Raw genomic sequence first — 22,247 nt, 5'->3', positions numbered from 1 at the left:
CCCATGAGCCTGCCGAACGTCCTCGCCAACCGTTATGCCTCCGCGCCGATGCGCGCCGTCTGGGCCCCAGAGGCCAAGGTGGTCGCCGAGCGGAAGCTGTGGCTCGAGGTGCTGCGCGCCCAGCGCGACCTCGGCGTCGACTTCGGAGGCGCCGACCCCGACGAGGTGATCGCCGCCTACGAGGGGGTTGTCAACGACGTGGACCTCCAGTCCATGGCCGAGCGGGAGCGCGTCACCCGGCACGACGTGAAGGCCCGGATCGAGGAGTTCAACGCGCTGGCCGGCCACGAGCACGTGCACAAGGGCATGACCTCGCGCGACCTCACGGAGAACATCGAGCAGTACCAGGTGCTGGCCTCGCTGTGGATCATCCGCACCCGGGTGATCGCGTCCCTCTCGCAGCTCGCGCGCCTCGCCGCCCAGTACGCGGACCAGCCCCTCACCGGCCGCTCCCACAACGTCGCCGCCCAGATCACCACCCTCGGCAAGCGGTTCGCCACCGTGGCCGACGAGCTGCTCGTGGCGCTGCGCCGCATCGAGGAACTCATCAGCCGCTACCCCGCGCGCGGCATCAAGGGCCCGGTCGGGACCGCCCAGGACATGCTGGACCTGCTCGGCGGGGACGCAGCCAAGCTCGCCCAGCTGGAGGGGCGCGTCGCCGATGCCCTCGGGTTCGGGGCCGTCCTGACCTCCACCGGACAGGTCTACCCCCGCTCGCTGGACTACGACGTCGTCACCGCCCTGGCGCAGACGGCTGCGGGACCCTCGAACCTCGCCACCACCATCCGCCTGATGGCGGGCCTCGAGCTCGTCACGGAGGGCTTCAAGGAGGGCCAGGTCGGCTCCTCGGCCATGCCCCACAAGATGAACACCCGCTCCTGCGAGCGGGTCAACGGGCTGTCGGTCATCGTGCGCGGCTACGTCGCGATGGTGGGCGAGCTCGCCGGTGACCAGTGGAACGAGGGCGACGTCTCCTGCTCGGTGGTGCGCAGGGTGGCGCTGCCCGACGCGTTCTTCGCGCTCGACGGGCTGTTCGAGACCTTCCTCACCGTCCTGCAGGACTTCGGTGCCTTCCCAGCTGTGATCGAGGCGGAGCTGCAGCGTTACCTGCCGTTCCTGACCACCACCAAGGTGCTGATGGCAGCGGTGCGCACCGGAGTGGGTCGCGAGGTGGCCCACGAGGCCATCAAGGAGCACGCGGTGGCCGTCGCCCTCGACCTGCGCGAGGGCCTCGCCGCCAACGACCTGCTCGACCGGCTCGCCGCCGACGACAGACTCGGCCTCAGCCGCGAGGAGTTGGGCTCCCTGGTGGGCAGCCCGCTGGAGTTGGCCGGCACTGCGCAGGACCAGGTGGCGCGGATCGTCGCCCGGATCGACGAGATCGTCACCGCGAACCCCGACGAGGCCGCCTACGTCCCCGGGGCGGTGCTGTAATGGCGCAGTTCGAGTCCCTGGGCCTGCCGCTGCGCCATGCAGGCAAGGTGCGCGAGCTCTACGACGTGACCCACGACGGCCTGCCCCGGGTGCTGATGGTGGCCACCGACAACATCTCCGCGTTCGACCACGTGCTGTCCACCCGCATCCCGGACAAGGGTGCGGTGCTGACCCAGCTGTCGCTGTGGTGGTTCGGGCAGCTCGCAGACCTCGTGCCCAACCACGTCGTGTCCACCGACGTGCCGGCGGCCGTGCGCGGCCGCGCCACCGTCGTCGAACTCCTGGACATGGTGGAGGTCGAGTGCGTGGCTCGCGGCTACCTCACCGGCAGCGGCTGGCTGGAGTACCAGGAGTCGCGGACGGTCTGCGGCGTGGAACTGCCCGCTGGCCTGCGGGACGGGGACAAGCTCCCGGAGCCGATCTTCACCCCGGCCATCAAGGCCCGGGTGGGCGAGCACGACCAGAACGTCGACTTCGCCACCATCGCCCGCATCCACGGCGAGGAACTCGCCACGCGGCTGCGGGACCTGACGCTCGAGATCTACTCCCGGGCCGCGACGATCGCGGCCGAGCGGGGCATCATCCTTGCCGACACGAAGTTCGAGTTCGGGCTGCGCCCGGACGACACGATCGTGCTCGCCGACGAGGTGCTGACGCCGGACTCGTCACGGTTCTGGGACGCCCAGGCGTGGGAGCCCGGCGTCTCGCTGCCGAGCTTCGACAAGCAGTACGTGCGGGACTGGCTGGCAAAGGAGTCCGGCTGGGACCGGGCCTCGGACACGCCACCACCGCCGCTGCCCGAGCACGTCGTCGCGGCGACGCGGGACCGCTACCTCGAGGCGTACTCCCGCCTGACCGGCACCAGCTTCAGCTGAGGGACAGGAACAGCTTCTCCAACTCCGCCGGCGTCACATCCGCGTCGGGGGAGTCATCGACCAGGCACTCGCGCATGGCAGTCGCGATGATCTGGAAACCTGCCTTGTCCAGCGCCGACGACACGGCCGCCAGTTGGGTGACGACGTCCCGGCACGGGGCGCCCTCCTCGACCCTGTCGATCACCGCGTTCAGCTGACCGCGAGCGCGCTTCAGACGGTTCAGCACCTTCCGCTGAGCCTCGAGCGCTTCAGAGTCCTTGATCTGCATTCAGCAACCTCCCTTGTCACGCCCAGCATACCCCCATAGGTATCGTCGCGATTTGCTCCAGTATACCCCCGGGGGTATTCTGGGACCATGGCAACTACCGAACTGCAAGCCGACAACTTCGAGGCGACCATCTCCGAACCGATCGTCCTCGTTGACTTCTGGGCCGCCTGGTGCGGTCCCTGCCGCGGGTTCGCGCCCGTGTTCGAGGAGGCCTCGGAGAAGCACCCAGACATCGTCTTCGCCAAGGTCGACACCGAGGCGAACCGCGAGCTTTCCGCGGCGCTCGGGATCATGAGCATCCCCACCCTGATGGCGTTCCGCGACGGGATCCTGCTCCACTCGCAGGCCGGCGCCCTGCCGCCGCAGGCGCTCGAGCAACTGATCGAGGGACTCCGCGCGGTCGACATGGACGACGTGCGGCGCGAGATGGAGGCACAGAACCAGGCCGCGGAGGCCTCCCGGTGAGGCTCGTCGTCGTCGGGGGAGTGGCCGGTGGCATGAGTGCCGCGGCGAGGGCGCGTCGGGTCTCGGAGGACTCCGAGATCATCGTCCTGGAGCGAGGCCCCGAGGTGTCCTTCGCCAACTGTGGCCTGCCCTACTTCGTCGGTGACGAGATCACCGACGCCGAGGCGCTCCTGGTCCAGACCCCGGAGAAGCTCAGGGAGTCGCTCGGACTGGACGTGCGGATCAACTCCGACGTGGTCGCCTGCGACCCCGTCAGCCGCACCCTCACCGTCGTCGATCCCGAGGGCGCCCACGAGCTCGGCTACGACGAGCTGATCGTGTCCCCCGGGGCCTCGGCGCTGCGCCCACCCATCCCCGGGCTGGACTCCACCCGGGTCCTGACGCTGCGCACCGTCTCCGACGCGGTGGCGCTGAAGGCCAGGGCGCAGGCCGGTGCCCGCGCCGTCGTGCTCGGCGCCGGGTTCATCGGGCTCGAGGCCGCCGAGGCGCTGCGCATGCGTGGTCTCGAGACCAGCGTCGTCGAGCTGGCGCCCCACGTCCTGCCCCCGCTGGAGCCGGAGATGGCGAGGCTCGTGCGTGAGGAACTCGTCCGTCTGGGCATCGACGTCCTGGACGGTCGGTCCGCGACCGAGGTGGAGCACGGCCCGGACCACGACACCGTGGTCCTGTCCGACGGCACCCGTCTGGACGCGGACGTCATCGTGCTCTCCGTGGGCGTCCGCCCCGACGTCTCGGTGTGGGAGGCCGCCGGAGTCGGATCCGTCGCCGGTGCCATCGAGGTCGACGAGCTCGGACGGACCAGCGTCCCGCACATCTGGGCCGTCGGCGACGCCACCCGCTCAGTCGACGGCGTCACCGGAACCCGTCGGCCGATCGCGCTGGCCGGACCGGCCAACCGTGCCGGGCGGATCGTGGCCGATGCAGTCATGGGGCGCGTGGGCCACACCGTTCCCACGGCCCTCGGCACCGCGATCGTCCGCGTCGGAGAACTCACGGCCGCGCTCACCGGCGCCAATCGTCGGGCACTTGCCGAGTCGGGGATCGAGTACCACACCGTCCACCTGCATCCGCTCAACCACGCGGGCTACTTCCCGGGGGCCTCGCAGATCCACCTGGTCCTCCACTTCGGCACCGACGGCAAGGTCCTGGGGGCCCAGGCCGTGGGCCGTGACGGCGTGGACAAGCGGATCGACGTGTTCGCCGTTGCGATCAGGGCCGGCCTGAAGGTGGCGGACCTGGTGGACCTCGACCTGGCCTACTCGCCGCCCTACGGCTCCGCCAAGGATCCGGTGAACATGGCCGGGATGATGGCCACCAACGTCCTGGACGGGACGCTGCGGCTGTGGCACGCACCGGACCTCGACGTGGTCACCGACGGCGCGCTGCTGCTCGACGTCCGCAGCAGGGAAGAGGTGGCCGACGGACACCTGCCGGGCGCGCTGAACATCCCGCACGTCGAGCTCCGGGACCGGATGGAGGAGGTCCGACGCGCTGCGGCCGGCCGCCCCGTGCGTGTCATGTGTGCATCTGGTGTGCGCTCCTACCTGGCACACCGCCAACTCGCCCAGGCCGGCTTCGACTCGGCCAACCTGTCCGGCGGCATGCTGACGCTGCGCGCCGCCCTGGGGCCGGGGCTGGACGACCTGTTGGAGACCGGCAGCCCCAGTCTCCACACCACCCCCATCGAACCCTCCCAGAGGGTGACCGTCGGCGACTGAAGCCGTTCGACGCAACCACCAAGAACCAAGAACCAACAAGCAGTAGACGAACCAAGGAGAAACAACATGTGCAGTGCAGTCAAGTGCAGGACCTGCGGGAAGACCACCTGGGCCGGATGCGGCCAGCACGTCGACCAGGTATTCGCCCGAGTCCCGAAGGCCGATCGTTGCCCCGGACACGCGCCCGAGCCAGGCGACGGCAGGGGATTCTGGTCCAAGCTCTTCGGCTGAGCGGCCGAGCCCTCACCGAGCTTCTTCCGCACTGAGCACGCACAACCCGGGATGGGATTCCATTCCGGGTTGTGGTGTGCCATCCGGGGCGGACGCGCAGTGGGCGCGGCAGCGGCGCGGTCCAGTATTGTGGCTCGCATGAGTCGTGTGATCGTCAACGTGATGCCCAAGCCGGAGATCCTGGACCCGCAGGGCAAGGCTGTTACCGGCGCCCTCGGCCGCCTCGGGTTCAACGGCCTCAGCGTCCGTCAGGGCAAGCGCTTCGAGATCGAGGTCGACGGTGACGTGACCCCCGAGAAGCTGGCCGAGATCGAGGAGGCCGCCGAGCGGCTCCTCGCCAACACCGTCATCGAGTCCTTCGAAGTGGTGACCGACTGATGCCCCGCATCGGGGTGGTGACCTTCCCCGGATCCCTCGACGACCACGACGCACTGCGCGCCGTGGAACTCTGCGGCGCCGAGGCCGTGCCGCTGTGGCACGGGTCCGACTCCGTCGACGGCGTCGACGCCATCATTCTGCCGGGCGGGTTCTCCTACGGCGACTACCTGCGTTGCGGCGCCATCGCCCGGTTCAGCCCCATCATGGACACCGTCATCGACGCGGCCAACAGGGGCATGCCGGTGCTGGGCATCTGCAACGGCTTCCAGCTGCTGTGCGAGGCCCACCTCCTCGACGGCGCCATGATCCGCAACGTCGACCAGCACTTCATCTGCCGCGACCAGCGCCTGCGCGTCGAGACCATCGACACCGTGTGGACCAAGTCGTTCACCAAGGGCGAGGAGATCACCATCGTCCTGAAGAACGGCGAGGGCAACTACCAGGCCGACCCGGAGACGCTGAAGCGACTGGAGGGCAACGACCAGGTGGTTTTCCGCTACCTCGACAACCCCAACGGCTCGGCCAACGACATCGCCGGCATCACCAACGCCCGCGGCAACGTCGTCGGCCTCATGCCCCACCCAGAGCACAACGTCGAGGAGTTGACGAGCCCCTCGCTGGACGGCCGGAAGTTCTTCAGCTCCGTGCTGGACTTCCTGGCCGTCCGCGCCTGAGGCTCAGCTGCCGGCCAGCCAGCGCACCGAGTTGTCGAACAGCCGGGCGTAGCCGGGCCACGCCATGAACTCCTGCGGTGCCCAGTGGGGCGAGATGTCGGAGGCGAACGCCAGCGTCCTGCCCTCGCCCACCGTGCGGACCACCAGCAGCGGGTGCGCCTCCACGGTGGCCAGCACCGTCGCGTCTGGGCGTGCCGTCAGCTTCTGGTAGCCGAGCAGCGCGGGCCACTGCTGGTCAAGGCCCTCGGCCACCGGGTGCTCGACGCCGGTGAGTTCACCCTCGACGCCCTCGGGCGACTCGACCCTGTCGTCGTAGGGGAGGATCTCCACGGGAAGCACCTCCTCGATGGCGGTGCCGTGGTAGTTGGCCTTGGCCTGGAAGCCCTGGAAGCTGAGGTAGCCGCCGGCCATCATCAGCCCACCGCCGCGCTGCACCCACTCCCGCAGCAGCTTCGCACGGTTCGGCGCGCGACGCCCCTCCTCGAAGACCTGCGGCGGCAGCAGCAGCGTGTTGGCGCCGACGTCGGACAGGATCACAACGTCGTAGGCGTCCAGTTCCTCCAGCGTGAGGGGGAAATCGGCGGCGACGTCGTGCGAGCGCAGGTGCGTGACGTCGTGCCCCGCTTCGCCGAGCACGCGCAGCAGCTCCGCGCATCCGATGTGGACCTGGGTGTGGGGGAAGGCGTCATATCCCTTGTGATCGATGACTGCGCTTACCCACGACTCTCCCGCCAGCAGGACCCTCGCCATTGATTCTCCCTTGTGAACGCGCCTTCGAGGCGCAGATGTGACTCTCGTGGCCACTCTAGCCGCATCGAACCCATGGTTGGATGGAGGCCATGTCCGCCAACCTCACCCGTGAAGAGACCGCCGCCCGAGCCGAGGCCGTGACCCTGTCCACCCAGCAGGTCACCGTCGACCTGCGCGACTGCCAGGACCTCCGCCAGCCCACGTACCCCGTCCGCTCCGCCATCCGGCTCACGTCGTCGCAGCCCGAGACCTGGATCGACTATCTCGGTGACTCCGTCACCGCAGTACTCGTCGACGGACAGGTGCGGCCCATCGAGTTCGACGGCGCCCGCGTCCGCGTCCGCGACCTGCCGGTGGGGCAGGAGTGCGAGGTGGTGGTGGAGGGCGCCTCCCTGTACTCGCGCACCGGCGAGGGACTGCACCGCTTCCAGGACCCGGCCGACTCTCTGGTCTACCTCTACACGCAGTACGAGCCCGCCGACGCCCGGCGCGTGATGCCCTGCTTCGAGCAGCCGGACATGAAGGCTCGCTACTCGTTCAGCGTGATCGGACCGGACGGTTGGCAGCTGCTGTCCAACCAGCCGGAGGTGGCGCGCACCGGCGCGGGGGAGGCGATGGTCTGCGTCGACTTCGCGGAGACCCCGCCCCTGTCCAGCTACATCACCTGCATCTGCGCCGGTCCCTACCACCGCGTCGAGTCCTCGTGGACCTCGCCCGACGGTGGCGTCGAGGTACCACTGGCGCTGCTGTGTCGCGAGTCCCTCTCGCAGCACCTGGACGCCGACGAACTGTTCCGCATCACCCGCGGCGGCCTGGAGTACCTGCACACCGCCTTCGGCGAGTACACGTGGGGCAAGTACGACCAGGTGTTCGTGCCCGAGTACAACCTCGGCGCCATGGAGAACCCCGGCCTGGTCACCTTCACCGAGCAGTACCTGTTCCGCTCCCAGGCCACGCCCGCGCAGTACCAGGGGCGCTCCAACACCGTCCTCCACGAGATGAGCCACATGTGGTTCGGGGACCTGGTGACGCCGCGGTGGTGGAGCGACCTGTGGCTCAAGGAGTCGTTCGCCGAGTTCATGGGCGCGCACCTGTCCCTGGAGGCAGCAGGCTTCGAGGACGCGTGGCTCAACTTCACGGGGGTGCGCAAGGCCTCGGCCTACATCGCGGACTCGCTACCCACGACGCACCCCGTGGTGGCGGACATCCCGGACCTCGAAGCCGCGAAGAACAACTTCGACCGCATCACCTACTCCAAGGGCGCCTCCGCCCTCACCCAACTCGTGCACTACGTCGGCCTCGAGGACTTCTTCGCCGGCTGCCGCACCTACTTCGCGCGCCACGCCCACGCCGCCGCCTCGCTGGCCGACTTCCTCGCGGCGCTGTCCGAGGTCTCCGGCAAGGACCTGGCGGCCTGGTCCGACGCGTGGTTGCGCACCAGCGGCCACGACACGCTGCGCGTCGGCGACGGCGTCCTGCTCCGCGAGGGCCATGACGCCGACCGGCCCCACGCCACCACGGTGGGTGTCTACGACCTGGTCGACGACGCCCTCGTCCTGCGCCAGCGGCACCCTGTCGTCGTGACCGGGGCCCGCACCAGCCTGCCCCCGGTGGACGGGGCGGCTGCGATCATCCCGAATGACACGGACCAGACCTTCGCCCGGATCGCCTTCGACGACGCCACGCGAGGGGTGCTGCTCGGACATGTGGGCGAGCTGGAGCCACTCACCCGGGCGGTGGTGTGGTCCGCCCTGTGGTCCGAGGTGCGCGCGGCAACGTTGCCGGTGACCGACTACGTCGCCGCCGTCGTCGCGCACGGCCCCGGCGAGGACCGGCCCGGGACCCTGTCGGCGATGCTGGGCCATGCCGTCGACGCCGTCGCGCGCTACGTCCCGGCCGACCGCCGCCGGGAGGCCGCCACGCACTGGCGCGACGCCTGTGCCGAAGCCACCCGCCGCGCGGCCCCGGGCAGCGCGGAGCAGTTGCTGTGGGTGAGGGCACTGCTACGCGCCGCGACGCTGGTGGACACCGACCTCGACTGGCTGCTCGACGGCTCGCTCGTGGGACTCGAGGTCTCTGCCGACCTGCGCTGGCTCGCATGGCAGGCCCGCGCGGTGCACGGCCGCGCCAGCGACGAGGACCTCGCGGCGGCGCTCGAGGCCGACCGCACCGCTGCCGGTGAGACTGCTCACCTGCAGGCCTTCCATTCCCGCCCAGACCCCGCGCTCAGGCAGGAGGCGTGGCGACGCGCCCACGTCGTCGGCGGGGAGTCGAACGATGCCGTGGACGCGCTGCTCTCCGGCGTGTTCGCGCCCGGCGCGCCGGAGCTGACCGACCAGTTCGCAGAACCCTACTTCGAGGGCCTGCTCGACGTCTGGGCGGAGCACCCGATCGAGATCGCCCGCCGGCTCGTGGTGCGGGGCTTCCCACGCGACGTCGACCACCTGCCGAGGTCGAGTGCCTGGCTGGAGGCCAACCCAGAGGCCCCGGGCGCCCTGAGGCGGCTCGTGGTGGAGTCCGACGCGGAGCTCCGGATCGCCCAGCAGGTGCAGGCCGCCACGGTCAACTGAGCCCGCGCCGGTCTGCAACTGGTTAGGGTGGCCCGATGGAGACCCCGGACGTGGCGGACGCGAAGCGCGCGGCCCGCAAGGTTGAGAACTCGCGCGCTTACCGCACCCTCGTGCGCGTGGGGCTGATCGCCTACGGCGTCGTGCACCTGCTGATCGCGTTCCTCACCGTGCGGCTCGCCACCGGCGGCTCGGACGAGGAGGCCTCGCAGACCGGGGCCCTGCGTGCACTGGCCAACACCCCGATGGGCCCGGTGCTCCTGTGGGCCGTGGCCGTCGGGTTCTTCGCGCTGGTCATCTGGCAACTGGTGGCCGCCCTGCTGGGGCACCGCGAGTACGACGGCGCCCAGCGGTCGCGCAAGCGCGTCTCGTCGGCGGGCAAGGCGGTCATCTACCTGGCGCTGGGTCTGAGCGCCGCCAACATCGCGCTGGGCGGTCGCTCCGAGGGTGACGCAGCCGAGGCGGCCGGTGGCGCCGTGATGGCGCTGCCCTTCGGACAGGTCCTGGTGGCGATCGCCGGCCTCGTGGTCGTGGCCCTCGGCGTCTATCTCGCCTCCAAGGCGTTCACGGACAAGTGGCAGGAGAACCTCTCGGGCAGTCTCGGCACGGCGGGGAAGTGGGCGGCCCGGGTGGGTCACTTCACCAAGGGTCTCGCCTACGCCGGGATCGGCGCCCTGTTCGTGTGGGCGGCCATCACCTACGATCCGGAGTCCGCCGGCGGCCTCGACGCCGCCCTCCAGACGCTGAGGGCGGCGCCGTTCGGCCCCTGGCTGCTGGGAGCGGCCGCCTTCGGCTTCGCCGGCTACGGCGTGTACTGCTTCTTCTGGTCGCAGCGCGCGAAGGTGTGACCAGCGCTCGCCACACGCGAGTGAGGCTGCACTGCTCGACGGGCGCCGTGGCGTGTCGCGAGCCCCTGTCACCACCGCCCCGGCCTCCCGCTGTCGACGACTGCCCCGCCGGTTCCCAGCCGAGCCTCCCTCCGGCGGTGGACGCCGGAGCGCGCGTGTGGGCGGTCCCGGCGCAGGGAGGGTAGATTGTCGCTCGTGGCAGACACTGTTTCGAACGCGATGGACACCCCGGACCTCGAGCAGCCGTACGCGGCGCTCGGCGTGAAGGACGAGGAGTACGCGCGCATCCGCGAGATCCTCGGCCGCCGACCCACCAGCGCGGAGCTGGCGATGTACTCGGTGATGTGGTCCGAGCACTGCTCCTACAAGTCCTCGAAGGTGCACCTCAAGCGCTTCGGCGAGCTCAGCCAGGAGACTCCGCGCGGACCGCTGCTCGCAGGCATCGGCGAGAACGCCGGAGTCGTCGACGTCGGCAACGGCTATGCCGTCACCTTCAAGGCCGAGAGCCACAACCACCCCTCCTACGTCGAGCCCTACCAGGGTGCGGCCACGGGGGTGGGCGGCATCGTGCGCGACATCCTCGCCATGGGCGCCCGCCCGATCGGCGTGATGGACTCCCTGCGCTTCGGCCCCCTCCACGAGGACGACACCCTGCGCGTCCTGCCCGGCGTGGTCGCCGGCGTCGGCGGCTACGGCAACTGCTTGGGACTGCCCAACATCGGCGGCGAGGTCCAGTTCCACGACTCCTACCTCGGCAACCCGCTCGTCAACGCCCTGTGCGTCGGCGTGCTGCGCCACGAGGACCTTCACCTCGCCCACGCCTCGGGCGTCGGCAACCAGGTCATCCTGTTCGGCGCGGCCACCGGCGGCGACGGCATCGGTGGCGCCTCCATCCTCGCCTCCGAGACCTTCGACGAGACCGGCCCGGCCAAGCGCCCGAGCGTCCAGGTGGGCGACCCGTTCATGGAGAAGCTCCTGATCGAGTGCACCCTCGAGCTCTTCAGTGCAGGCATCATCAACGGCATCCAGGACTTCGGTGCCGCAGGCATCTCGTGTGCCACCTCCGAGCTGGCTTCGGCCGGCGACGGTGGCATGAAGGTGGACCTGAACCTCGTGCCGCTGCGCGATCCCTCCCTCAAGCCGGAGGAGATCCTGATGAGCGAGTCGCAGGAGCGCATGATGGCGGTGGTGGAGCCGGCCAACGTCGAGCGCTTCATGGAGATCTGCCGCAAGTGGGACGTGCTGGCCACGGTCGTCGGCGAGGTCACCGACGGCGACCGGTTGGTCATCACCTGGGACGACCAGGTCATCGTCGACGTCGACCCGAAGACGGTCGCGCACGAGGGCCCCGTCTACAACCGTCCCTACGAGCGTCCGGCCTACCTCGACGCGGCGGCCGCCGATCGTGCGGAGGACCTCCACCGGGACAACTCCGCCGAGGGCGTGCGCGCAGCGCTGCTGCAGGTCATGGCACACCCCAACGTCTCCGACAAGTCCTGGGTCACCGACCAGTACGACCGCTACGTCCGTGGCAACTCCGTCCTCGCGCAGCCGGAGAACTCCGGCATGCTGCGCATCGACGAGGAGACCGGACTCGGCATCGCCCTGTCCCTCGACGCCAACTCCCGTTTCACCTACCTCAACCCCTACGTCGGGGCGCAGCAGTCGCTCGCCGAGGCGTACCGCAACGTCGCCGTCACGGGCGCGGAGCCCGTGGCCGTCACCGACTGCCTGAACTTCGGCTCGCCGGAGGACCCCGAGGTGATGTGGACCTTCGTCGAGGCCATCTCAGGACTCGTCGACGCCTGCAAGGAACTGGCGGTTCCCGTCACCGGCGGCAACGTCAGCCTCTACAACCAGACGGCCAGCACCCCGATCCTCCCCACACCCACCATCGGCGTGATGGGTGTGATCGACGACGTGGCCACGCGCATCCGCTCCGGCTTCACCCACGCCGGCGACGGCATCCTGCTGCTGGGGACCACCCGCGAGGAACTGTCCGGCTCAATCTGGGCCGACGCCGTCCACGACGGCCATCTCGGTGGCGTCCCGCCGCAGGTGGTCCTCGACGCCGAGCGTGCCCTCGCCCGCGTCATGGCGAGCGCCGCGCGGGAGGGTCTCGTGAGCTCCGCGCACGACCTGTCGGAGGGCGGCCTTGCCGTCGCGCTCCTGGAGTCCGCGCTGCGCGACGGCCTCGGCTTCGCCGTCACCCTTCCCGAGGGGGACCCGACGGTGGCCCTGTTCTCCGAGTCCGGCGCCCGCGCCGTCGTCTCGCTGCCGGGCGGCTCGCTGCCCCGTTTCGAGGAGCTCTGCGCGGAGCACGGCGTGCCTGTCACCCGCCTCGGCGAGGTCACCGGCGGGGAGACGGCCGAGTTCGTCGGCCGGTTCGAGATCGGGCTCGCGGAGGTCCGCGACGCCTGGAGCGCCCCGATCCGGGACGCCCTCAGGGCCTGAGGCCCCGCCTCAGGCGGGCTTCTCCGCCACGAGCAGCACGTTGGTCCAGGACCACTCCTCAGGCACCAGGGCCCCGTCCTCGCCGACGGTGAACACCTGCGCGGCGGGCGCGAACCGGTTCTCGAGCAGCCACGGGTTGCGCACGCCGCGGGTGTCGTCCGTGCAGCGGAAGCCGGCGGCCTCCAGCACCTGGACCCAGTCCTGCGGGGAGTAGAAGCAGAAGGCCTCGTGGGCCTCGGACAGCCAGGAGTCCACGTAGTCCTTCTTCGCGAGGAACTCGTACAGGGCGCGCCTGGTCAGGCGGACGTGCTCCACGCCGTCGACGTGGACGACCTGGTGGCTGATCCGCTCGCCCTCCTCGGCCCGGAAGTCCTGCGCGAACCGTTCGAAGCGGGCCCGCGACGAGAGCTCGGCCAGTTCCCCGGCGTCCGCGCCGTCGTCGGTGGTGAACCGGACGAGCACCTCCCGGTCCGGGTCGTCGGGGCCGACGACGTCGTAGTTGATCCACACGCCACCCGGACGCAGCATCTCGAAGGTGTGCCTGATGAACTCGGCGAGAGCCTCGGGGCCGAGGTAGGACCACACCTCGTGGGTCAACGCCATCGTGATGACGGTGTCCACGGAGTCCCGTTCGAACAACTGGGTGGTGAGGATGTTGCGCTGGTGGAAGAAGACGTTGGCGTCCCCGAACTCGCCGTTGGACTGCCGCTGGCGGCAGATCTCGTAGAGGGGGCGGGCCACCTCGACGCCGTAGAAGTCTGACTCGAACAGGTCCGGCCGCTCGGCCAGCAACTTGATGGTCTGCCCGGTGGCACAGCCGACGTCGACGATGCGGCCCGGGCGTACCGCGTGCGCGAACTCCGAAACCTTGCGCCAGGCGTTGTCCTCGAACGCCGCGCGGTAGGTGGCGTAGTCGCGGGTGTCGGTGATGTCCCCGTCGTCGGAGTCGATCAGCGGGTCGGCGTGGATCTGCTGGACGTGCTCCGCGAGGCCGTAGCGCAGGTAGTGCTGCCGTGAAGTGGGGTCCATCGCGGCCGTGATCGCCTCGTCGTCGCGCCAGGCGGGCCCGGCGGCCACGATCGCCTCGACGACGTCCCACGGCCGCAGCTGCCGTGTGCCCAGTTCGACCGTGTCGATGCCGTACCCCAGCGCCTCGTAGCCCGCGATCACGGCCGGGGTCGAACAGGCCACGACGGTGTTGGTCGGGGTCATGGTGACCCGGCCCCCGCTCTGGGTGCGGATGGACTCGACCACGTAGTGGGCGAAGTCCGGCTTTGGGGAGCGGTTGCCGATCCGGAAGGTCAGCGACGGGAGGTGCTCCACCGCTGCCACGGCCTCGAGCATCCCCAGACGACGGGAGCCGGGCACCGGGTTGCGCTGCGTGCCGCCGTGGTCGGCGCTGGTGATGGCCCAGACCAGCTCCGCACCGGGGTGCCGAGCCAGCAGGTCCCTGAGGTGGGCCACCTGGAACCGCGTGACGAGGTGGTGCCGGCCGGGGAACAGGATGTATCGCACGGGTCTGATTGTTGCGCATTCGTCGGCCAGGGCGCCCATCACCATTGATGTCGGTTTGATAGTTAAGCTGCTGGGAATTAACGTTGAAGTGACATTTAAGGAGGAACCATGACCACCATCCGTCGCTTCCCGTTCCTGTCCCACGCCACCGGCACCGCCACGAGGGTCCTGATCCAGGGCCGCCGTGGAGAGCTCATCTCCCGCGGCCCTGGGGCCTCGTTCTGGTTCCGCCCCCTGGGCGCCAGCATCTCCGAGGTTCCGATCGAGGACCTCGAGTTCGGCCACATCTTCCGGGTCACCACCCGCGACCGCCAGGAGGTGAGCGTGCAGACGGCGCTGACCGTCAGGATCGCCGACCCCGCAAGAGCGGTGCGTCACCTGGACTTCGCGGTGGACGTCACCACCGGCGAATGGACCGGCCGACCGCTCCAGGCGCTGCAGAACAGGGTGGCCGAGACCGCGCAGCAGTTCGCGGCCGCCGTCGTCGCCGTGACCACCCTTGAGGTCCTCCTCGACGAGGGCCTCGCGCTCGTGCGGAACGCGGTGCTCGACGGCCTCCTCGGCGAGGAGCAGCTGGGCTCCGCGGGCGTCGAGGTGGTGGGCGTTCGGGTGGTGGCCGTGCGGCCGGAGGAGGAGCTGGAACGGGCACTGCAGACCGGGGTGCGCGAGGCCATCCAGGCCGAGGCGGACCGGGCCACCTACGAACGGCGAGCCCAGGCCGTGGACCGGGAGCGTGCCATCAAGGAGAACGAGCTCAACAACCGCACGCAGTTGGCAGGGCGGGAGGCCGAGCTGGTGGAGCTCGTCGGGACGAACGAGCGGCGTCGCACCCAGCACGAACTCGAGCGCGAGGAACTGCGGGCCGAGGCACTGCTGGAGAGCAACCGGCTCGCGGTGGACGCCCGCGTCGACGAGATCGAGCGGGTGGCGGCTGCGGAGAACGCGGCACTCGTCGCGAGGCTCGAGGCGTACCGGGGTGCCGAGCTGCCGGCGATCGTGGCGAGCATCGCCCCCGAGGTGCTCAGGGCACTTCCTGAGATCGACGCCATCACCCTGACCCCGGACATGTTGGGCGATGCCCTCGCTCGGGCCGTCGCCGGGCTGAGGGCCGCATGAGTGCGCCGCGACTCGTGCTCGTGCACCGCCGCACCCAGCTCGAGGAGTTGCTCGCGGAGCACTCGACGCTGGGAGCCGTCGAGTTCTTCCTGGCCGCACGCGGGCAGCGTGTCCAGCCGTTGCTGATCGCGGACGAGGCGCAGCGGCGTGCGCTGGAACTCGCCTCCGGGGCCGCCCCGGCGGACTGGCGCCAGGCGGTCGTCGAGCGGGCCGAGCTCTCCCGGTTCCTGTTCGAGCCGGACGACCTCGTGGTGGTGGTGGGTCAGGACGGCCTGGTCCCGAACGTGGGCAAGTACCTCGACGGGCAGTTCGTGTTCGGCATCAGCCCCGGTGCCCCCGGGGTGCTGTGCAGGCACCGGGCCGAGGACCTCGCGGGTGTGGTCGCCGGAAGCACGCCCACCCGCACCAGCCACCGCGCCATGGTCGAGGCCCGGGTCGACGACGGCCAGCGACTCGTAGCACTGAACGAGGTCTTCCTCGGGGACCGGGGCCACCAGTCCGCGCGCTACGTCCTCGAGTCCGGTGCTGCGGCGGAGGAGCAGTCGTCCTCGGGGCTGGTGGTCGGCACCGGCACCGGGGCGACGGGTTGGCTCGCCTCGCTGTGGGGGCAGAACCGCCCGGGGTTCGAACTGCCGGATGCAGACTCCGACGGCCTCGCCTGGTTCGTCCGCGAGGCCTGGCCCTCTGCCACCACCGGCGCGAGCCTCGTCGCGGGCCTGCTCGCCCCGGACGCGGAGTTGCGGCTGCGTGCCCGGGGGAGCCTGGTCGTCTTCGGTGACGGCATCGAGCGGGACCACCTGCGCCTCGAGTGGGGCCAGGAGGTGAGCATCGGCCGCTCGGAGCGCCGACTGCAACTGTTGCGGTTGGACTGAGTTCTCGCCCGCCGACGGCGCCGCGCTCCTACGATGCGAGGTGTCGAGCGTTGGGAGGGAGAAGTCGTTGGCGCACGAGATCTGCATCATCGGGGCGGGGCCGGCCGGGCTGGTCGCCGCGCGCGCCCTGGGGGCCAGGGGGCTGGAATACACCCACTACGAGCGCAACAGTGGGGTGGGTGGGGTCTGGGACATCGACGCGCCCGGCACCCCGATGTACGAGTCCGCCCACTTCATCTCCAGCCGGACCGTCTCGGGCTTCAGCGGCTTCGAGATGCCCGAGGACTACCCCGACTACCCGAACCACCGCCAGATCCTCGCCTACCTGCGGGACTTCGCCGACCACCACGGCCTCACGGAGCGGATCCGGTTCAACACCGCCGTCGAGCGACTCGCGGCCGACGGTGGGAGCTGGCGGGTCACCCTGGCCGACGGCACCGTCGAGGAGTACGGGGCCGTCATCGTGTGCCCGGGGGTGCAGTGGGACCCGCTCGAGGTCGGCGTGCCCGGCTACACCGGCGAGGTCCGGCACTCGGTGACCTATCGCAGCGCCGACGAGTTCAGGGGCAGACGGGTTCTCGTGGTGGGTGGCGGCAACTCGGGCTGCGACATCGCGTGCGACGCCGCCCGCACCGCCGAGGCGGTCAGCATCAGCATGCGGCGCGGCTACTGGTTCATCCCCAAGCACGTCTTCGGGGTGCCGTCCGACGTGGTGGGTGGGAAGGGGTCGTTCCTCCCGAAGCGGGTCGAGCGCGCCCTGCTCCAGCCGTTCCTGCGGCTGCTCGTCGGAGACGTGTCCCGGCTCGGCTTCCAGAAGCCCGACCACAAGCTGTTCGAGACGCACCCGATCATGAACGACCAACTGCTCCACCACGTGCGCCACGGCGACGTCACGCCCCGCCGCGGGATCCGTTCGGCCGACGGGATGACGATCACGTTCACCGACGGCTCGAGCGCCGACTTCGACGTGGTCCTGCTCGCCACCGGCTACCGGCACTCGGTCCCGTTCGCCCAGGAGCTGTTCGGGGACCCGCAGCATCCCGACGACCTCTACCTGAACTCGTTCTCCACCCGGCACTCCGGCCTGTGTGCCGTCGGCTTCGTGGAGACCAACTCCGGCGCCTACCAGCTGCTGGACAGGCAGGCCCACATCGTGGCGGGCTACCTGGACGAGCGCTCCCGCGGCTCCGACGTCGCCGCCCGCTTCGAGGAGCGGATCCGCACCGACAGGCCGGACCTCACCAGCGGGCTCAAGTTCGACACCTCACCGCGCCACAAGGGCTACGTCGACTCCGACGCCTTCGTCGCCCACCTCGACGCTGTCGCCGCCGAGTTCGGCTGGCAGCGGGCGGGCGAGCGCGCGGGGGAGCGGACGCGATGAGCTACGACTATCGGGACAAGGTGATGGTCGTGACCGGTGGGGCCGGTGACATCGCCGCCGCCCTCATCGGGCCGGCCGCGCGGCGCGGCGCGAGGATCGCCGTCGTCGACATCCGCGGTGAGGAGGCGCGACGGGTGGCGGCCGCGCTGCCGGGGTCGGGGCACCGCGGGCACGCGGTGGACCTCACCGACCTCGGGCAGGTGGAGGCGCTCGTCGCCCGGCTGGAGGAGGACCACGGCCGCATCGACGTGCTGGTGAACAACGTCGGCATGTCCAGCCAGGAGCGCTTCGACGAGCGCGACGTGGCCTCGATCCGCCGTGAGCTCGAGGTCAACCTCGTCTCGCCGCTGGTGCTCACCCGGCTGGCGGTGCCGCTGCTGCGTGCGGCACGAGATCCGCGGGTGATCACGACGGTGTCGCTGGGCGGGATCTTCCCGCTCGGGGAGACACCCATCTACACGGCCTCCAAGTTCGGGCTGCGGGGGGCGATGCTGGCCATCGGGCTGGACCTGGCCGCGAAGGGCATCACGGTCTCCTCGGTGCTGCCGTCGGCCACCGACACCCGGATGCTGCGGCAGGAGGCGGTCGAGGGCGGCAACGCGCTGCAGTTCCAGGACCCGCCGCAACCACCGGAGGCGGTGGCGCGGGCGATGATGGCGCTGCTCGACCGGCCGAGGCTGGAGGCCTACCCCAAGGCGTCGGAGTCGCTGCTGGTGCGGTTGGCCATGCTGGTGCCCAACCAGCTGCCGAGACTGATGCGTCTCTTCCGGCGCAAGGGCGAGCGCGGCATGGCCGCCTACCTGCGGCGGCTCGAGGCCGAGGGACGCGCGGTCAGGGGTCCCGACGGCTGGCAGTTGGTGGAGTAGCCGGTCAGGCCGCGCCGGCGACCTCCAGCCAGGCGCTCGGATGTGCCAGCAGCGGGGTGAACGCCGCCAGCGCGGCGCCCTGCGCGGCCGGGCTGACGTCGTTGGCGACGGGGATGATCTCCGGCGGGGAGAGTTCGTAGGCGAGCACCCGGTGCTCCAGCTGCTCCTGCATGGCGGGCACGACCCATTTCCCGAGCCTCCCGAGGTGGCCGCCGATCACGACCACCGGGAGGTCGAGCAGGTTGAGGGCCGCGGCGACGCCCACCCCGAGTGCGGCGCCGGCGCGACGGAGGGCCTCGACCGCGGCGGGTCGGTCCTGCTCGGCCGCAGCCATGAGCTCCTCGATGGTGTCCACCCCGGCGCGCTCGCGAACGGCCTTGGCGCCGGCGAACGCCTCGACGCAGCCGGTGGCGCCGCAGCCGCACAGCGGGCCGTTGGGGTCCGCGCAGATGTGGCCGAGCTCGCCGGCCCAGCCGTGCCGGCCGCCGGCGACCCCGGCGCCCACGACGGCTGAGGAGCCGATGCCGGTCTCGCCGGAGATGTAGAGGAAGTCGCCCAGTTCCGAGGGCTTCCCGGGGGCGTCCATGGCGATGGTCTCCGCGGCGAAGTCCGCCTCATTGCCCACCACCAGCTCGACGTCGTCGCCGAGGGCCAGCGCGGCGCGCAGGATCTCGGCGACGGGGACGTCGACCCACCCCAGGTTGGGTGCGCGCAGGAGCACGCCGCGATTCGAGTCCACCAGGCCTGGCACCGCGATGGCGGCGCCGACGAGGTGGCCCGAGCCGGACTCGGCGAGGGCGCTCCGCGTGATCTCGGCGAGCCGGCCCAGCACTGCCGTGGGGGAGGAGTGGGCGTAGTCGCCGTCCTCGGTGCCGCTGGCCAGCACGGTGCCGTCGAGGTCCATCACGAACACGGCCATGTGGGACACGTTCAGCTCCATGCCGAGCGAGAGCAGCGCACCGGCGGCCGGCACGAGTGGGAGGGCGGGCCGCCCGGCGCGCCCGGTGCCGAGGGCCTCGAGCTCCAGCAGCATCCCGCCGCCGAGGAGTTCGTCGACGAGGCGTGAGACGGTGGACCGGGTCAGGCCGGTCAGCGCGGACACGTCCGCACGCGAGGGTGGCTCGGTGCAGGCCAGGACCTGCCGGAACACCAGGGACAGGTTGCGCTCCCGCAGGTCCGACTGCCTGGCTCCCGGCTGCCCGGAACGCAGGGAGGAGGTGGGACGTGCACGGCGCTTGAGCGGCTCTGCCGCGCCCGACGGTTCTTCTTCTGGCATGCGCTTGACTCTACAGCCTTGCCACCGTTAAGTTGTTGATAGAAACAAAACTCGTTGAGGAGTGGACCATGGCCCCTGTGCCTTCAAAGACAGACAAGTTCTCATTCGGCCTCTGGACCGTCGGCTGGACGGGCACCGACCCGTTCGGTGGCGACTCGCGCCCGAGCCTTGACCCGTGGGAGTACTCGGACAAGCTTGCCGAGCTCGGAGCGTGGGGCATCACGTTCCACGACGACGACGTCGTCGCCTACGACGCCCCGGAGGAGGAGCGACGCGCCACCTTCAAGAAGCTGAAGGACGCCGCGGACAAGGCCGGTCTGGTGGTCGAGATGGTGACCACCAACACCTTCAGCCACCCCGTGTTCAAGGACGGCGGCCTGACCTCCAACGACCGTGCGGTGCGCCGCTACGGCCTGCGCAAGGTGCTGCGCAACGTCGACCTCGCCGCCGAGATGGGCGCCGAGACGTTCGTGATGTGGGGAGGCCGCGAGGGCGCCGAGTACGACTCCTCCAAGGACCTCTTCGCCGCCCACGCCCGTTACGCCGAGGGCCTGGACACCGTCGCCGGTTACATCAAGTCGCAGGGCTACAACCTGCGAATCGGACTGGAGCCCAAGCCGAACGAGCCCCGCGGCGACATCTTCCTGCCCACCATCGGCCACGCCCTGGCGCTGGCCGACTCGCTGGAGCACGGCGACATCGTCGGCCTCAACCCCGAGGTGGGCCACGAGCAGATGGCCAACCTGAACTACACCCACGGGCTGGCGCTCGCGCTCTACCGGGACAAGCTGTTCCACATCGACCTCAACGGCCAGCGCGGCCTGAAGTACGACCAGGACCTGGCGTTCGGCCACGGTGACCTGATGAGCGCGTTCTTCACCGTCGACCTGCTGGTCAACGGCTTCCCCGCCTCGCCGGAGGCCACCCGCTACGAGGGCCCGATCCACTTCGACTACAAGCCGAGCCGGACCGAGGGCATGCAGGGCGTCTGGGAATCCGCGCGCGCCAACATGGTGGGCTACCTGATGCTCGCCGAGAAGGCTCGCAAGTTCCGCCAGGACCCGGCGGTCCAGGACCTGATGCAGAAGGCGTCCATCTTCGAGCTCGCCCAGCCGACGCTCGACGAGGGGGAGTCCGTCGCCGACTTCCTCGCCGCCACCGAGGAGTTCGACGCCGACGCCAAGGGCGCCCGGGAGTACCACTTCGTCCAGCTGCAGCAGCTGGCGCTGGAGCACCTCATCGGCTGATTCCGGCTGACCACGCGGCCGGTCACGGGGGCTAGGGTGGCGAACAATGAGCAGAACGTTCGCCTCCCTGGCCGTGCCCAACTACAGGTGGTTCGCGGCCGGTGCGGTGGTGTCCAACGTCGGCACCTGGATGGCGCGCACCGCACAGGACTGGCTCGTCCTGACCATCCTGACCGACGGCTCCGCCTCGGCGCTCGGCATCGTCACCGGCCTGCAGTTCCTCCCGTTGCCGTTCCTGGCGCCCTACGCCGGCCTCATCGCGGACCGGTTCAGCAAGAAGCACATCCTGCTCACCACCCAGGTCCTGATGGCGCTCACGGGCCTGGCGCTGTGGTTCCTCGTCGCGACGGACCTGGCCGTCCTGTGGCACGCCTACCTGCTGGCGTTCCTGCAGGGGGTGGTGGTCTCCTTCGACAACCCGGCCCGGCAGGCGTTCGTCAACGAACTCGTGGGGCCCAAGCTGGTCGCCAACGCGATCGGCCTCAACTCGGCCTCGTTCAACATGGCCCGGCTCGTCGGGCCCGCCGTCGCCGGCGTCGTGATCGGGGCCTGGGGCGTGGCCCCGGCGCTGCTGGTCAACTCCCTCAGCTTCATCGCGGTGCTCCTGGGACTACTCCTCATCCGCGACGAACAGCTGATGCTGGCGCCGAGGCCGAAGAACCGCGGCACCGTCCGGGAGGGGATCGCCTACGTCCGCTCCAGACCAGACCTGCTGCTGATCTTCGTCGTCGTGTTCATGCTGGGAACATTCGGCATGAATTTCCAGATCACCATCGCGCTGATGGCCACCGAGGTCTACGGCAAGGGCGCCGAGGAGTACGGACTGCTGGGCTCGGCGATGGCCGTCGGCACCCTCGCAGGGGCGCTGCTGGCAGCCCGGCGCGGCACCCCCAGGCTGCGGGTCCTGCTGGGCGCGCTGGGACTGTTCTCGCTGTTCTGCCTGCTGGCCGGACTGGCTCCCGGCTACATCTCGTTCGGGATCCTCCTGGTGCCGTGCGGCCTGTTCGCCCTGACCGTCATGACCAGCGCGAACTCGACGGTGCAACTGTCCACCGCCCCTGAGTTCCGCGGCCGGGTGATGGCTCTCTACATGGCCATTTTCATGGGCGGGACGCCGATCGGCGCGCCTGTGGTTGGGTGGGTGGGCGACGTCCTCGGCCCACGCTCCACGCTCGTGTTCGGTGCCCTGGCCTGTGGGCTGACGTTCCTCGGTGTCGGGGTGTTCCTGGTGGTCTACCGCGGCCTGCGCGCCCGGCTGCGGCTGCGCTGGCCGCTGACCCTGGACGTCTACCGCAAACCCGAGGCCTGAGCG

General features: G+C 70.3%; 18 protein-coding genes and 1 pseudogene. 15 read left to right on the top strand and 4 right to left on the bottom strand.

The features are described from left to right. The first annotated feature begins 3 nt into the window (after positions 1-3). Positions 4-1,434 carry an adenylosuccinate lyase gene (purB, locus tag FOJ82_RS04015; RefSeq protein WP_143937126.1) on the top strand — a complete coding sequence of 477 codons (1,431 nt, stop codon included), beginning with the start codon at positions 4-6 and terminating at the stop codon, positions 1,432-1,434. Beyond that, positions 1,434-2,294, top strand: a pseudogene (locus tag FOJ82_RS04010) (phosphoribosylaminoimidazolesuccinocarboxamide synthase); the annotation flags it as partial. The gene purB and the pseudogene FOJ82_RS04010, both read left to right, overlap by 1 nt. Before the next feature lie 7 nt (positions 2,295-2,301). Here FOJ82_RS04010 and FOJ82_RS04005 read toward each other — a convergent pair. Beyond that, the gene (locus tag FOJ82_RS04005; RefSeq protein ID WP_143937124.1) at positions 2,302-2,577 is read right to left on the bottom strand and encodes a metal-sensitive transcriptional regulator; all 276 of its coding nucleotides are present in this window, start codon (positions 2,575-2,577) and stop codon (positions 2,302-2,304) included. 87 nt (positions 2,578-2,664) lie between these two features. On the opposite strand from FOJ82_RS04005, the gene trxA reads away from it, so the two are divergent. The 4 genes from trxA (at position 2,665) to purQ (ending at position 6,043) form a co-directional block, all read left to right on the top strand. Continuing rightward, a complete protein-coding gene (trxA, locus tag FOJ82_RS04000; RefSeq protein ID WP_143937123.1) occupies positions 2,665-3,042 on the top strand; it encodes a thioredoxin in 378 nt (125 codons plus the stop codon). Further along, positions 3,039-4,760, top strand: a complete 1,722-nt coding sequence (locus FOJ82_RS03995) for an FAD-dependent oxidoreductase (protein ID WP_143937122.1) — start codon at positions 3,039-3,041, stop codon at positions 4,758-4,760. The genes trxA and FOJ82_RS03995 overlap by 4 nt, the downstream gene beginning before the upstream one ends. A 369-nt stretch (positions 4,761-5,129) precedes the next feature. Then, the gene (gene purS, locus FOJ82_RS03990; protein WP_143937121.1) at positions 5,130-5,369 is read left to right on the top strand and encodes a phosphoribosylformylglycinamidine synthase subunit PurS; all 240 of its coding nucleotides are present in this window, start codon (positions 5,130-5,132) and stop codon (positions 5,367-5,369) included. Further along, on the top strand, positions 5,369-6,043 hold the full coding sequence (gene purQ, locus FOJ82_RS03985; RefSeq protein WP_143937120.1) for a phosphoribosylformylglycinamidine synthase subunit PurQ: 675 nt from the start codon (positions 5,369-5,371) through the stop codon (positions 6,041-6,043). The genes purS and purQ overlap by 1 nt, the downstream gene beginning before the upstream one ends. Before the next feature lie 3 nt (positions 6,044-6,046). Here purQ and FOJ82_RS03980 read toward each other — a convergent pair whose 3' ends face one another. After that, positions 6,047-6,793 carry a glutamine amidotransferase gene (locus tag FOJ82_RS03980; protein WP_143937119.1) on the bottom strand — a complete coding sequence of 249 codons (747 nt, stop codon included), beginning with the start codon at positions 6,791-6,793 and terminating at the stop codon, positions 6,047-6,049. 89 nt (positions 6,794-6,882) lie between these two features. Between FOJ82_RS03980 and pepN the strand changes: the two genes are divergently transcribed. The 3 genes from pepN to purL all read left to right on the top strand — a co-directional run bounded on the left by pepN (position 6,883) and on the right by purL (position 12,662). Then, entirely contained in the window at positions 6,883-9,363 is a 2,481-nt protein-coding gene (gene pepN, locus FOJ82_RS03975) for an aminopeptidase N (RefSeq protein ID WP_221933009.1), read from the top strand. Positions 9,364-9,398: 35 nt separating this feature from the next. Then, a complete protein-coding gene (locus FOJ82_RS03970; protein WP_143937117.1) occupies positions 9,399-10,208 on the top strand; it encodes a DUF1206 domain-containing protein in 810 nt (269 codons plus the stop codon). Between the two features lie 195 nt (positions 10,209-10,403). After that, the gene (gene purL / locus FOJ82_RS03965; RefSeq protein ID WP_143937116.1) at positions 10,404-12,662 is read left to right on the top strand and encodes a phosphoribosylformylglycinamidine synthase subunit PurL; all 2,259 of its coding nucleotides are present in this window, start codon (positions 10,404-10,406) and stop codon (positions 12,660-12,662) included. 9 nt (positions 12,663-12,671) lie between these two features. Here the strand turns inward: purL and FOJ82_RS03960 are convergent, their stop codons facing one another. Further along, a complete protein-coding gene (locus FOJ82_RS03960) occupies positions 12,672-14,177 on the bottom strand; it encodes a class I SAM-dependent methyltransferase (protein ID WP_185975605.1) in 1,506 nt (501 codons plus the stop codon). A 108-nt stretch (positions 14,178-14,285) separates the two neighbouring features. On the opposite strand from FOJ82_RS03960, the gene FOJ82_RS03955 reads away from it, so the two are divergent. Genes FOJ82_RS03955 through FOJ82_RS03940 form a run of 4 tightly spaced genes read left to right on the top strand, consistent with a single transcriptional unit; the run spans position 14,286 to position 18,412 of the window. Continuing rightward, a complete protein-coding gene (locus FOJ82_RS03955; RefSeq protein WP_143937114.1) occupies positions 14,286-15,293 on the top strand; it encodes an SPFH domain-containing protein in 1,008 nt (335 codons plus the stop codon). After that, a complete protein-coding gene (locus tag FOJ82_RS03950) occupies positions 15,290-16,165 on the top strand; it encodes a diacylglycerol kinase catalytic domain-containing protein (RefSeq protein WP_143937113.1) in 876 nt (291 codons plus the stop codon). Before FOJ82_RS03955 ends, FOJ82_RS03950 begins: the two co-directional genes overlap by 4 nt. 40 nt (positions 16,166-16,205) lie before the next feature. After that, positions 16,206-17,546 carry a flavin-containing monooxygenase gene (locus FOJ82_RS03945; RefSeq protein ID WP_221933008.1) on the top strand — a complete coding sequence of 447 codons (1,341 nt, stop codon included), beginning with the start codon at positions 16,206-16,208 and terminating at the stop codon, positions 17,544-17,546. Next, on the top strand, positions 17,543-18,412 hold the full coding sequence (locus FOJ82_RS03940; RefSeq protein WP_143937112.1) for an SDR family NAD(P)-dependent oxidoreductase: 870 nt from the start codon (positions 17,543-17,545) through the stop codon (positions 18,410-18,412). The genes FOJ82_RS03945 and FOJ82_RS03940 overlap by 4 nt, the downstream gene beginning before the upstream one ends. Before the next feature lie 4 nt (positions 18,413-18,416). On the opposite strand, the gene FOJ82_RS03935 is transcribed toward FOJ82_RS03940, so the two are convergent. Further along, entirely contained in the window at positions 18,417-19,688 is a 1,272-nt protein-coding gene (locus FOJ82_RS03935; protein ID WP_143937111.1) for an ROK family protein, read from the bottom strand. A 68-nt stretch (positions 19,689-19,756) separates the two neighbouring features. On the opposite strand from FOJ82_RS03935, the gene xylA reads away from it, so the two are divergent. Both xylA and FOJ82_RS03925 read left to right on the top strand, forming a co-directional pair. Then, the gene (gene xylA, locus FOJ82_RS03930) at positions 19,757-20,935 is read left to right on the top strand and encodes a xylose isomerase (RefSeq protein ID WP_143937110.1); all 1,179 of its coding nucleotides are present in this window, start codon (positions 19,757-19,759) and stop codon (positions 20,933-20,935) included. Positions 20,936-20,981: 46 nt separating this feature from the next. Beyond that, entirely contained in the window at positions 20,982-22,244 is a 1,263-nt protein-coding gene (locus FOJ82_RS03925; protein WP_143937109.1) for an MFS transporter, read from the top strand. The last annotated feature ends 3 nt before the right edge of the window (positions 22,245-22,247 follow it).

The sequence above is a fragment of the Tessaracoccus rhinocerotis genome, from assembly GCF_007197885.1.
GTDB classification, from domain to species: domain Bacteria; phylum Actinomycetota; class Actinomycetes; order Propionibacteriales; family Propionibacteriaceae; genus Arachnia; species Arachnia rhinocerotis.
The sequence above is the reverse complement of the archived record's forward strand: the minus strand, read 5'-3'. Positions and strand labels throughout refer to the sequence as shown.